Raw genomic sequence first — 11886 nt, 5'->3', positions numbered from 1 at the left:
TGGGAGGGGGTAAACCCTTGCGACGACATCGCATGGTGCCGTGCTTCACCCCACCCCGGCCCTCCCCTGCTGCACGCAGGGGAGGGAGATAGCCGCTCCATCTTTGCTTAGGATTACCTATGTCCACCACGACTCGCGACTCGCATATTCTCGACCCTGGCTTCGAGCTGACGCTGCGACCGATGCGTTACCCCGAGTTCTACGAGATGTATCGCAATGCCATCAAGAACACGTGGACAGTGGACGAGGTGGATTTTTCGCTCGACGTCACCGACCTCAAGTCGAAGATGTCCGACGCCGATCGCCATTTGATTCATCGCCTGGTCGCCTTCTTCGCCACCGGCGACACCATCGTCTCCAACAATCTGGTGCTGAACCTGTACCAGCACATCAATGCGCCCGAAGCGCGCATGTACCTGTCGCGCCAGTTGTACGAAGAAGCGCTGCATGTGCAGTTCTACCTCACCTTGCTCGACACCTATATCCCCGATCCGACCGAGCGCAACAAGGCCTTCGACGCCATCGAGAACATTCCCTCGATTCGTCAGAAAGGCGAGTTCTGCTTCAAGTGGATCGACTCCATCCAGGGCCTGCGCCGACTGGAAACGCGCGAGCATCGCCAGCAGTTTTTGCTCAACCTGATCTGTTTCGCCGCCTGCATCGAAGGCTTGTTCTTCTATGCCGCCTTTGCGTATGTCTACTTTCTGCGCTCGCGTGGCCTGCTGCATGGCCTGGCATCCGGTACTAACTGGGTGTTTCGCGACGAGAGCGGCCACATGGCGTTCGCTTTTGAAGTGGTGCGCACCGTGCGCGAGCAAGAACCGGAATTGTTCGACGACGGCATGCGCGCCAAGGTCGAGCAGATGATGGAAGAAGCCATTGCCTGCGAAACCCAGTTCGCCGAAGACGTGCTGTCTGGTGGCGTCGCCGGTTTGTCGGCCAAGGAAATGCGCCAGTACCTCGAATACTGCGCCGACCAGCGGCTGGCTCAGCTCGACATGCCGAAAAAGTACGGCGCGAAGAATCCATTCGACTTTATGGATCTGCAAGACGTGCAAGAACTGACCAATTTCTTCGAGCGCCGAGTGTCGGCCTACCAGGTCGGCGTGCAGGGCGAAGTAGCTTTCGATATGGCGTTCTGAAGCGATGGGCCGTCACGGCGGCCCCTCTTCGGCGATCGGTCGGACGGCCTATTGACTACATCTGTAGTTAAGGCGTAGCTTTTGACTACACCTGTAGTCAAGAGATGCCAGATCATGTCCAAACCCTCGATTGGCGATCAGGAGCTGGCGCTCCTGCAGTATCTCGCCGACCACCAACATGCCTCGGTCGGCCAAGTGGCGTCCATCTTCGGTCATGCGCGAGGCTTGGCCCGCTCCACCGTGCTCACCATGATGGAGCGGCTGCGCAGCAAGGGCTATCTTGAGCGCAAACAGCAAGATGGCATGTATCGCTATAGCGCTACCGCCGGTCCCGGCGAGGTCATGCGCAGCGCGGTCGGCAATTTTGTCGAGAACACCTTGAGCGGCTCGGTATCGCCCTTCGTCGCCTGGATGTCGGAGCGCGCCCAAGTCAGCGACGTCGAGCTGGCCGAACTCGAAGCCCTGGTGTCGCAACTGCAATCCCGGCGCAAGGAGACGTGAGATGAACACGCTCGATACCTTGGCCGATACCCTGCTTATCCGTTTGATCTGGACCTCCGCCCAGGCGGCGCTGTTGATTGGCGCGCTATGGCTGCTGGGCCGCTGGTTGCCGCGATTGTCGCCTGCGATCCGCAGCACGCTATGGTGGCTGGTTGCCGCGCAACTCATCGTCGGCCTGGTCGTCAGCACACCGCTAGAACTGCCCTTGCTGTCGCCCAGCGCAGACGTTGCCACGGTCATTACATCCACCGAGAACCATGTCAGTTGGATGGCCGAACCGACCACGCTGTCGCCGATATCCGCGACCGTGCAGCAGGCACCCATAGCGCCCCAGCCAAGCCATTGGCGCGGACTCATTGTCGGCTTGTGGATGCTCGGTGTGCTGGTGCAACTGCCGCTGGCGACAAGGCAATGGCGGCTTGCGCGCACCGTGCTGCGCGAGTCGGTACCGCTGGATGACGAGAGCTTGCAGGCATCGTGCAAACAGCAAGCCCAGGTGCTGGCTCTACGCCGCTGTCCGCGGCTGCGCGTATCGCACGCTATCGCATCGCCGCAGGTGATGGGTTTATGGCGGCCGACCGTATTGCTCCCGGCCGGCCAGGCACTGACGGCCGCGGAATCGGCGATGGCGCTGACCCATGAGTTGGCGCATCTGCAACGCGGCGACCTGTGGCTGGGCTGGGTGCCGGCCATCGCGCAGCGCCTGTTCTTTTTTCATCCGCTGGTGGCCTGGGCGATGCGCGAATACGCGCTCAACCGCGAGGCCGCTTGCGATGCCCAGGTGCTGCAAAAGCAATGCGCGGTACCGCAGGACTATGGCCGTCTATTGCTGCGCCTTGGCGTGGTGCAACCGATGCACTCCGGCCTGGCTGGCGCCTCCCCCACGTTTCAGAACCTGAAAAGGCGATTGATGATGCTGCAACAGACGGTCAACGATACAAAGCCACGCAGCGGCAGTTGGCTGCTGGTCGCACTAGTCGCGCTGGCTGGCGTGCTGCCATACCGGGTAACCGCAGCGCATGCAGACCCTGCTGATACAAACGCGGCCGGCATCAGCGTGCAAAACACTGACAAGTACCCACCACCAGCCCCGCCACCGCCACCGCCGGAACCCGTGGCCCCGCTCCCGCCACCGCCGCCGCCCGAACCGCCGTCGCTACCCAGAGACTATGCCGGCAATCGGTTCAGAGGCGTCACGGATATCAATCTCCATTCCAATGCCAGCCGCGGCTTTGCGTTATTCGACGGTGAATTGACCATCATCAGCGGTACCAATCTCGATCTGGACAGCGTAAAGCGCCTGCACCGAACCGGCGATCCGATGGTGTGGTTTCGCCGCGACGGCAAGGCTTATGTGATTCACGATGCAACCCTGGTTCAACGCGCCCGCGACGCCTACGCACCGGTCAACAAATTAGAGCTGGAGCAAAGTCACCTGGCCAGCGAGCAGAGCAAACTCGCCGCGCAGGAGAGTGGCCTGGCCATGCGCGAAGGCGAGCTGGCGAGACGGCAGGGCGAGATGCAAAGACGCGATGCCGAGATCGACTCCAGACAAGTAACGCCGGCTACTGATGCTTATGTGTTTCAGCGCAAAAGCGAATTGGAAGCGTTGCGCAATGAACAGACCAAGCTCAATGGCGCGCAACAGCCATTGGCTAAACAACAGGCCGAACTAAGCAAGCAGCAGGCCGAACTGTCCAAACGGCAGAGCGCAGAGTCTGACCGCGCCGAGAAGCAGATGGACAAAGTACTCGATGAGGCGATCGCTAAAGGTGTAGCACAAGCGGCTAACACTCAATAATGCGATGCCACCTCTCTCCCGGCGAGGGGAGAGAGGTGGCGCATCTTCAGATCTTCGGCGGCTTCATCGCATAGCCCTGCGGCGGCTCGGCACCCATCAGGTTGCGCACGAAGTAATCCCAGCGCTTGCGCATCATGTACGCGCTGGCTTCGCCGTAACCATGATGAACATTGGGGATCAACAGCAGATCGAAATCTTTGTTGGCTTTAATCAGCGCATCGACTACCAGCAAGGTCTGATACGGCGGTACGTTGTCGTCCATGGTGCCGTGGGCAAGCAGCAGATGGCCTTTGAGGTTGCCGGCAAACAGTTGATTGGCCTGTTTGTCGTAATTGCTCTTGCCGTCTTTGTCTTTCACCAACAGGCCCTGCCATTTCTCGGCCCAGTCGTCTTCGTAGTTGCGGTTGTCGTGGTTACCGCTCTCGGCGATGCCGACCTTGAAGAAATCCGGGTACAGAAACAGTGCGCTGACGGTCGCGTTGCCGCCGCCGGAGTGGCCCCACATGCCGACGCGGTCCAGATCGATCCACGGATAACGCTTGCCGAGCTCTTTCAGGCCGGCGACCTGGTCGGGCATGGTGTTGTCGATGATGTTGCCGAAGTAGGCATCGTGAAATGCCTTGGAGCGCCACGGCGTACCCATGCCGTCGATAGCGACCACGATGAAACCAAGCTCAGCCAGGGCCTGATGATCGACACGCGCGGCGCTGAAGCTGCGGCTGCCCACCGAACCGGTCTGCGGGCCGGGGTAGACGTAATCGACGATGGGATATTTTTTATTCGGATCGAAATGCGTCGGCTTGAACATCATGCCGTACAGATCGGTCTTGCCATCACGCCCTTTCACCGTGAACGGCTGCGGCGGCACCCAGCCCGTGGCCGTCAGACGGCTGATGTCGGCCTTGGCGATCGGCGCGACCACGCGGCCATCGTCCGCACTGCGCAGCACGGTAACCGGCGCCGTCGTCGGGGTGGAATACGCATCGACAAAATGACGACCGTCGGGCGATAGCGACACGGTATGGTCGGCGTCTTCGGGGGTGAGCAAGGTCAGGCCCTGGCCGTCCATACCGATCTTGTAGAAGTGCTGGTAGTAGGGATCGCGACCGGGCTCTTTGCCTACGCCACGGAACCAGATCGTGCGGCTTGCCGCGTCCACTCGCAGCACTTCGCTGACATTGCCTTCGCCCTGCGTGATCTGCTGTTTAAGCTTGCCGCTGCGCAGGTCGTAAAGATAAAGCTGGCCCCAGCCGTCGCGCTCGCTGAACCAGATCGCCTCATCGGTAGCAGGCAGATACTGCCAATTCACCTCACCGTTGCCGCTCTCGAAATAGGTCGCGACTTTTTCATCGAATACGGTACGCACGGCGCCGGTGGCTGGATCGGCAATGCGAAACCACTCTTGCTTGTGATCGCGCGAGGTAGAGACGAAGGCCAGGCTCTTATTGTCAGGTGCCCACTTCACATCGTCCCAACCGCCGTTGCGGCCGCAACTGACGTCGTCGCACAGACTGGAACGGTGCTGATCCGGCGGCATCTGCAAACGCAATACATGTTTGTCGGCTACATCGATGATGACCCGCTCGATCATCGTGATGTTTTCATCGCCGACCAGCGGGTATTTCCACTGCTCCAGCTTGGGGCGACCGACGTTGGTGCTGACCAGATACATGTCGCTGGTCTTGCGCTGATCCTGCTGGAAGGTGGCGATTTTGCTGGAGTCTGGCGACCACACCAGAATCGCTTCGTCGGTATGTTTCCAACCGGCGTTGTCGGTGGCGTAGCCGTAGTTTTCCACGCCATCGGTGGTGAGCTGGGTTTCCTTGCCGCTGGTGACATCGCGCAGCCACAAGTTCCAGTGACGGATAAAAGCTTCGCTGTGTTTATCGGGCGACAACACACCGGGCTCATCGCCGTGTTTCATCGCCGGGTCTTTGTCTGAGCCACCTTTGGCGACGCAAACGCCTGCGCTCTTGAGATCGCACACATAGTGCTTGCTGCGGGTACCGATGTTGTAGCGCCCATCGGCAGCGATGCTGTAGTCGACGATGGCCAGCTTTTTCGCATCCACCGTCTTACCGGTGAGCTTGCTCAAGGCGGCGGCGAGCTTGACGTGATCGAATGCCGGCTCGGCCTTACCAGTAGCCGCATCCATGCGCAGGTAGCGATCGCCGTTGACGTCGTGGTCGCGGTACCAGAAATGGCCGTCATCGAGCCAGGTCGCGCTCTGCACGGCATGGTCGACCAACGGGCTGGCGTTGTAGCCAACGAAACGTTCCGCGCGCGCGTAATCGTCGGTACTCAATGCCTTGATGCTTTCGGCCTTGGTCTGCGCGGCTACTCCCGTCGACAACGCCCCCACCACCAGCGCACCCAACAGGCACGACTTACCCATCATCGACCCCATGCTCACTGCCCCCATGCTGACTCCCCTTGCACTATGAATCACTGCGAACGCCGACCATGGCGAAAATAGTCCAACCCTCGATCCTAGCGGCCAAACCCGTGCCGGCACCCCTGCCAAAGGTCCCTATATCGCCGCCGTGACATGGACGCAGGCAAGGCTTGCGGCAAACCGACTGACTGTTGTGCGCCGCGGCAAAATACGCCAACGTACGCCTCGCCCGCCGCCACGCATAAGAACACCGCCATGACCACCGCCCCGCTCGAAGCCCGTCTGCTGGAAATGGTTTTCCCGGACCACACCAATCATCTCAACACATTGTTCGGCGGTCAGGCACTTGCATGGATGGATAAGGCCGCTTTTATCGTCGCTTCGCGCTACGCGCGGCGCACCGTGGTCACCGCACGCTCGGAGCAGGTGGACTTCCGCGTACCGGTACGCAAGGGCCAATTGGTGGAGCTGACCGCGCGCATCGTCGAAGTCGGCCGCAGCTCGATGCAGGTGGAAGTGGAAATGATCGCCGAGGATCTGCTCAGCGGCGACCGCCGCGTCTGCACCACCGGCCGCTTTGTGATGATTGCGCTCGACTCCAACGGCACGCCGACAAGTGTGCCCGCCATGTTGGAAATAGCAGTTACGCCGTAATGACGCGGTAGGTTGGTGGTGAGCGAAGCGAACCCCAACATTGGTCTCCAACGTACATCCCAACGTTGCGCAACGTTGGGCATCACTTCGTTCAGCCCAACCTACATGTCGGCCATCAGCTCGGCCAGCCAGTCGATAAATACACGCAATCGCGCCGGCAACTGGCGCTGCGGTGGATACAGCACCGTCACCGGCAACGGCGGCGGCGGATAAGCCGGCAAGATCTCGCATAGCTCACCCTTGGCCAATGCCTCGGCGATGCGATAACGCGGAAACTGGGCAATGCCCATGCCGGCCTCGCAGCAGGCCAGGTAGGCCTCGGTGCCGTTGACGGTGACGCGGCTGGGCATGTCCACCTGGCGCAGTTTGCGGTTCACCATAAAATCCAAAGGCTCGGACCGGCGCGTAGTCGGCGAGGCCCAATTCACCGCCAGATGGCTTTTTTGCAATGCCGCCAGCGTCTCCGGCAGGCCATGCTCACGTATATAAGCGGCGCTGGCGACAGTGGCCTGCGGCAAGATCGCCACGCGGCGGCCGACCAGGCCCGAATCCGCCAGCTCGCCCGCGCGCAGCACACAATCGACGCCTTCCTGCACCAGGTTTACATAACGGTCACCGGTGCTGATATGCAGCTCGATCTGCGGATAACGCGCGCAAAAAGCCGGCAGCGCCGGTATCACCTTCAATCGCGCGAACGTAGCGGGCAAATCCACCCGCACGCGACCTTTGACTTGCACGGCAGCATCGCGAAAGTGGCCCTCGACCTCGTCCAGATCGGCCAGCAGTCGCATGCAATGGCCATAGTACGTCTGGCCATCGGGGGTGATCGCCACACGGCGCGTCGTCCGTTGCAGCAACTGCGTACCCAACTGTGCTTCCAGCCGCTTGATCGTGTGGGTCAGGGTGGCGCGCGGCAGATTCAAATCGTCGGCGGCACGGGTAAAGCTGCCCAGCTCAACGATGCGCGTGAAGACTCGCATGGCCTGCAGTCGATCCATGGCGATTGTTTATCTCAATGAAATAGAGATGTTGATTATTGAGTATTTATCGCTAAGACGCATAGGCGAAGAATGCGCTCACCTTCCCACCGCTGAGACCGATCCGATGAATCAGGACATGCAAACACGGCAACTCGATACCCGCGCCCTCGGCAGCCAGGGCCTGAAAGTCTCGGCGCTTGGCCTGGGCTGCATGGGTATGAGCGATTTCTACGGCGAACGCGACGACATCGAATCCATCGCCACCATCCATCATGCGCTGGAGCTGGGCGTGACCTTGCTCGACACCGCCGACATGTACGGCCCGTTCATCAATGAGGAACTGGTCGGCAAGGCCATTCACGATCGCCGCGATCGCGTGGTGCTGGCGACCAAGTTCGGTATCGTGCGCGATGAGGCCGATACGCAACGACGCAGTATCAACGGCCGTCCCGAGTATGTACGCGCCGCCTGCGAGGCCAGCCTCAAGCGGCTTGGGGTGGAGCATATCGACCTGTATTACCAGCACCGGGTCGACCCGACTGTGCCGATCGAGGAAACCGTGGGCGCGATGGCCGACTTGGTACGCGCCGGCAAGGTGCGTTACCTGGGCTTGTCCGAAGCGTCCGCGCACACGCTGGAACGCGCACACGCGGTACATCCGATCAGCGCCCTGCAAAGTGAGTACTCGCTGTGGACGCGAGACCCCGAACAGAACGACACGCTCAGCACTTGCCGTCGACTGGGCATCGGCCTGGTCGCCTATTCGCCGCTGGGTCGCGGCTTTCTCACCGGCGAAATCACCCGACCGGAGGATTTCGCCGAAGACGACTACCGCCGCCACAGCCCGCGTTTTCAGGGTGAAAACTTCGCCCGTAACCTCGCCCTGGTCGACAAAGTGAAAGCATTGGCCATACACAAAGGCTGCACGGCAGCGCAATTAGCCCTGGCCTGGGTGCTCGCACAAGGCAAGGACATCGTGGCGATTCCCGGCACCAAGCGGCGCAAGTATCTGGAGCAGAATCTCGCCGCGCTCGATGTCACGCTGAGCACCGCCGATCTGGCTGAGATAGCCGCCGTTTTCCCCGCCGATGCCGTCGCGGGCTTGCGCTATCCAGGTGCGGTGATGCATATGGTCAACGCCTGATGCCTGGTCCGCCCCTGCCGCCAGGGGCGGACTACCGGCGCAAATGCTTAATGCCTAAACGCATAGGGGTAAAATGCATCCATGCATACCCCAGAACATTCCCCACTCGGCAAGACCACCCTTTACGCCGACCGCTACGACCCCAGCCTGCTGTTTCCGATTCCGCGTGCCGAAAAGCGCGCGGAAATCGGCGTGGGCGAGGTGTTGCCGTTCCACGGCGTAGACATCTGGAATGCCTACGAGCTGTCCTGGCTGGATACGCGCGGCAAGCCGATGGTGGCGCTGGCTGAATTCCGCGTGCCGGCGACCTCGCCGGCCATCATCGAATCCAAATCCTTCAAGCTGTACTTGAACGGCTTTGCGCAAGAACGTTATGCCGATGCGGCCACGCTGTCGGCGCTGCTGACCCGCGATCTATCCGCAGCCGCCGGTGCGCCGATACAAGTGCAGCTCAGTGAAGCCAGCGCGCGCGGCCACGCCGTGAGTGATTTATCCGGCACGCTGATCGACAGCTTGGAGCTGGACATCGACGACTACGGCCCGCCCAAGGCCGATTATTTGTCGGTCCGCAGCCTCGCCGATACGGTCGATGAAACCTTGGTGTCCAATCTGCTGCGCTCCAACTGCCCAGTGACCGGCCAGCCCGATTGGGGCAGCGTGCAGATTGCGTATCGTGGCGCTGCGATCGACCACGCCGGCTTGCTGCGCTATCTGGTCTCGTTCCGTAACCACAACGAATTCCACGAACAATGCGTGGAACGCATTTACGTCGACATCATGAATCGCTGCGCGCCCACGCAACTAAGCGTATACGCACGCTACACACGCCGTGGCGGACTCGATATCAATCCATTTCGCAGCAACTTGCCGGCCACCCCCGACAACCCGCGCGGCGCGCGGCAATAAAGCGGCCAAATCGCCGCCAAACCGTGTTCCAGTAATCGACGCTTCATGACAATAGCGCTAGGCTTTGCACCTTGCGCTATGCGCCGAACTGCATCACACCGAACTACATCGCCGATAACGGATTCCGATCATGAAACTTTCCGCACGCTCCGCCGCCCTGTACAGCGCCACCTTCGCCGGCCTGCTGATGCTCAGTGCCTGCGGCAAGAACGAGCCGCCGGCCAATGCACCGGCTGCCGCCAGCACCGCACCGACACCCGCACCCGCATCCACCGCACCCGTGGCGCCGGCACCGGCCAGCACCGCGGCTCACCCGGCCACTGCCAGCACTGCAGCGGCACCTGCCGCCGCCAACGTGGCGCCTGCCGCACCGGCACCGGCAACACCCGCCGCCGCCGACACCAGCTTCAAGATCGCCGGCGTGGTTCTCGGCAATGCCGTCAACGCCGAGCACAAAGTGAGCAAGGCCAAGAACAGCTTCGCGCCGAACGAAAAAACCATCTACGCCAGCGTCGGCACCGAAGGCAGCACCAGCAGCGCCACCCTCAGCGCCAAGTGGACCTACCTGGATAAAAGCCAGTTGATTACCAACACCAGCCAGTCGATCGCCACCGAAGGTGCCGCAACCACCACCTTCAAAGTGGTGAACCCGAACCCGTGGCCGGAAGGCAAGTACAAGGTCGAGATTTCGCTCGACGGCAAGTCGATCACCACGCAGAATTTCGAGATCAAGAAGGGCTGATCGTCTTTCGCCCTCGATACAAAAAAGGCGCCTTCCGGGCGCCTTTTTTTATGCCTGGACTATCACTACCTACAGCGCAGCCCCAGCGCACACCACCTCGCCTATCAATGCTTGTCAGAGGGGCGCGATGCCGCATCCGGCGTATCGAATATCTCGATTTCGTCGATATAGATAGCTTCGCGGATATAGGCCGGATTGGCGTCTGGATTCGTATATTTCGCGAGGTTCGTTTCGACCTCAAGCTGAGAGAAGGTATTACGGCCCAACATCGTCGTCATCCCACCCGCCGCAAAAAGGTCGTTGCCTACTTTGAGGGTGTTTTCATGACAGAACGGATGCCATGCTTGTGCATGACGGTTGGTAAAACGTACCCGACTCCCGACAGGCGCTGTTTGCACTAGCTCTTCTGTCGTCTTTTTGGTGTCGCGCGGATCGAATTGCGGGTTATTGGGTGGCCGCCATTCCACGATGACCTTCCAATAGTCGTTCGGGCCCACGCGGCCGTAATGCTCCTTCGTCTTCAGCGTCGATGACTCGCGAGGACGAAGCTCCAGCGTTGGCGTATTGCGCTGGTCGAATTCGCTCTCTCCCAAGGTGTTGAGCTGGGCCCACAGATGCGCGATCTGCACGAGGTGATCGCAGTCGACACGCCATTTGCTCAGGTGAGAAAACAGCGCGTTGATGGCTGCTGAAGGCTTCTTTCCCTCTTTGAGCTTGAGGCGCCGCGAGAACTTGGGATCGTTGTCCCACTCCCAGTATTCGTGATCGAATTTGTCCTCGAAATCCGAGCCCAACGGCTGACCGAACTGCGCGCTTGCCAGTCGCTCCGCCCCATCGCGCAAAAAATAGGCATATCGCTCCTTCGGCTCTTTCGGGATATCGGGGCTCGCCGCGAGACCTCCAATCAAGGCACCTAGTGCGCCCGCCCCCACCAAGGCACCGACAACGATGCCGAGTCCGGGGACGGCGCCCGCCAGCGCCGCAATCGTCAACCCAACCCCAGCGACGGCCAAGCCGCCGATGGCGCCGACCGTGATGGCTTCTGCTTTACCGAGCGCCAGTGCCTGCGGGCGCGATGCAAGCCGGACAGGAGCCGGAATTCCCAGCGACACAAGCGTTGCATTCTTCGATGCTTCTTTTTCTAGGCTCGCGACTTGCTGCGTCTGGCCAGCCGATCCGTTGCGCATTTGCGCGATGTGAGAAAGCTCATGGGCCATCACCCAGCGCCCAGCCGGCGTATCGCGCGCGAGATCTGCTTGGTTGACGAATACGTGGCCCGGCAGAGCGATCGCATGCGCGTCCAGCCGCTCGGTGAATCGGTGCGCATGTTCATCGGCATGCACCCGGATATCTGCAAAGTCGTGGCCGAGCCTTGCCTCAAGCGGTCGCCGCATAGCATCGGGAACGTTCGATCCGCCGTTGACCGCTTGGTCTGCCACATGGTCCGCCTTATGCTCAAGCGGATCGTTGACATCGGTGCCTGCGAGCTTCGGCTGCGAAACACCAGGCAGCAGCGCGTTGAGCGCGGGTTGCGCTTGGCCTGGCGTTGCCCGGTCAGGCGAAAATACCGGGATCCTGCTCAAGTCCCAGGGTGGCGCCGCTTCCTGGAGCGTCGCCCGAT

General features: G+C 60.8%; 10 protein-coding genes. 7 read left to right on the top strand and 3 right to left on the bottom strand.

The window, feature by feature from the left end; genetic code table 11:
- Positions 1-119 precede the first annotated feature (119 nt).
- The 3 genes from DVJ77_RS15730 (at position 120) to DVJ77_RS15720 (ending at position 3444) form a co-directional block, all read left to right on the top strand.
- Positions 120-1142 (top strand): ribonucleotide-diphosphate reductase subunit beta, encoded by a 1023-nt coding sequence (locus DVJ77_RS15730; RefSeq protein WP_114846465.1) that lies wholly within the window; start codon positions 120-122, stop codon positions 1140-1142.
- Positions 1143-1256: 114 nt separating this feature from the next.
- Positions 1257-1643 carry a BlaI/MecI/CopY family transcriptional regulator gene (locus tag DVJ77_RS15725; protein WP_114846464.1) on the top strand — a complete coding sequence of 129 codons (387 nt, stop codon included), beginning with the start codon at positions 1257-1259 and terminating at the stop codon, positions 1641-1643.
- A 1-nt stretch (position 1644) separates the two neighbouring features.
- The gene (locus tag DVJ77_RS15720) at positions 1645-3444 is read left to right on the top strand and encodes a M56 family metallopeptidase (RefSeq protein ID WP_114846463.1); all 1800 of its coding nucleotides are present in this window, start codon (positions 1645-1647) and stop codon (positions 3442-3444) included.
- Between the two features lie 46 nt (positions 3445-3490).
- Here the strand turns inward: DVJ77_RS15720 and DVJ77_RS15715 are convergent, their stop codons facing one another.
- Complete coding sequence (locus DVJ77_RS15715) at positions 3491-5866, bottom strand: S9 family peptidase (RefSeq protein ID WP_380038056.1); 2376 nt, start codon at positions 5864-5866, stop codon at positions 3491-3493.
- Positions 5867-6094: 228 nt separating this feature from the next.
- Here DVJ77_RS15715 and DVJ77_RS15710 point away from each other — a divergent pair, with 228 nt between their 5' ends.
- The gene (locus DVJ77_RS15710) at positions 6095-6493 is read left to right on the top strand and encodes an acyl-CoA thioesterase (protein WP_114846461.1); all 399 of its coding nucleotides are present in this window, start codon (positions 6095-6097) and stop codon (positions 6491-6493) included.
- A gap of 101 nt (positions 6494-6594) precedes the next feature.
- Here the strand turns inward: DVJ77_RS15710 and DVJ77_RS15705 are convergent, their stop codons facing one another.
- The gene (locus DVJ77_RS15705; protein ID WP_114846460.1) at positions 6595-7491 is read right to left on the bottom strand and encodes a LysR family transcriptional regulator; all 897 of its coding nucleotides are present in this window, start codon (positions 7489-7491) and stop codon (positions 6595-6597) included.
- 118 nt (positions 7492-7609) lie between these two features.
- Here DVJ77_RS15705 and DVJ77_RS15700 point away from each other — a divergent pair, with 118 nt between their 5' ends.
- The 3 genes from DVJ77_RS15700 to DVJ77_RS15690 all read left to right on the top strand — a co-directional run bounded on the left by DVJ77_RS15700 (position 7610) and on the right by DVJ77_RS15690 (position 10265).
- The gene (locus tag DVJ77_RS15700) at positions 7610-8617 is read left to right on the top strand and encodes an aldo/keto reductase (protein ID WP_114846570.1); all 1008 of its coding nucleotides are present in this window, start codon (positions 7610-7612) and stop codon (positions 8615-8617) included.
- A gap of 81 nt (positions 8618-8698) precedes the next feature.
- Positions 8699-9523: an NADPH-dependent 7-cyano-7-deazaguanine reductase QueF gene (queF, locus tag DVJ77_RS15695; protein WP_114846459.1), complete on the top strand. Its 825-nt coding sequence runs from the start codon at positions 8699-8701 to the stop codon at positions 9521-9523.
- 130 nt (positions 9524-9653) lie between these two features.
- The gene (locus DVJ77_RS15690) at positions 9654-10265 is read left to right on the top strand and encodes a hypothetical protein (protein WP_114846458.1); all 612 of its coding nucleotides are present in this window, start codon (positions 9654-9656) and stop codon (positions 10263-10265) included.
- A 104-nt stretch (positions 10266-10369) separates the two neighbouring features.
- Here the strand turns inward: DVJ77_RS15690 and DVJ77_RS15685 are convergent, their stop codons facing one another.
- Positions 10370-11848, bottom strand: coding sequence for an eCIS core domain-containing protein (locus tag DVJ77_RS15685; RefSeq protein WP_162791520.1), 1479 nt, complete (start codon positions 11846-11848; stop codon positions 10370-10372).
- Between the last annotated feature and the right edge of the window lie 38 nt (positions 11849-11886).

The sequence above is a fragment of the Dyella tabacisoli genome (assembly GCF_003350925.1).
Classification (GTDB): domain Bacteria; phylum Pseudomonadota; class Gammaproteobacteria; order Xanthomonadales; family Rhodanobacteraceae; genus Dyella_C; species Dyella_C tabacisoli.
This window is presented reverse-complemented; position numbering and strand designations above follow the sequence as displayed.

Coding starts and splice junctions, on each gene's coding strand:
- DVJ77_RS15715 (WP_380038056.1), bottom strand. CDS start 5,866: ATGGGGGCAGTGAGCATGGGGTCGATGATGGGTAAGTCGTGCCTGTTG.
- DVJ77_RS15705 (WP_114846460.1), bottom strand. CDS start 7,491: ATGGATCGACTGCAGGCCATGCGAGTCTTCACGCGCATCGTTGAGCTG.
- queF (WP_114846459.1), top strand. CDS start 8,699: ATGCATACCCCAGAACATTCCCCACTCGGCAAGACCACCCTTTACGCC.
- DVJ77_RS15700 (WP_114846570.1), top strand. CDS start 7,610: ATGCAAACACGGCAACTCGATACCCGCGCCCTCGGCAGCCAGGGCCTG.
- DVJ77_RS15725 (WP_114846464.1), top strand. CDS start 1,257: ATGTCCAAACCCTCGATTGGCGATCAGGAGCTGGCGCTCCTGCAGTAT.
- DVJ77_RS15720 (WP_114846463.1), top strand. CDS start 1,645: ATGAACACGCTCGATACCTTGGCCGATACCCTGCTTATCCGTTTGATC.
- DVJ77_RS15710 (WP_114846461.1), top strand. CDS start 6,095: ATGACCACCGCCCCGCTCGAAGCCCGTCTGCTGGAAATGGTTTTCCCG.
- DVJ77_RS15730 (WP_114846465.1), top strand. CDS start 120: ATGTCCACCACGACTCGCGACTCGCATATTCTCGACCCTGGCTTCGAG.
- DVJ77_RS15690 (WP_114846458.1), top strand. CDS start 9,654: ATGAAACTTTCCGCACGCTCCGCCGCCCTGTACAGCGCCACCTTCGCC.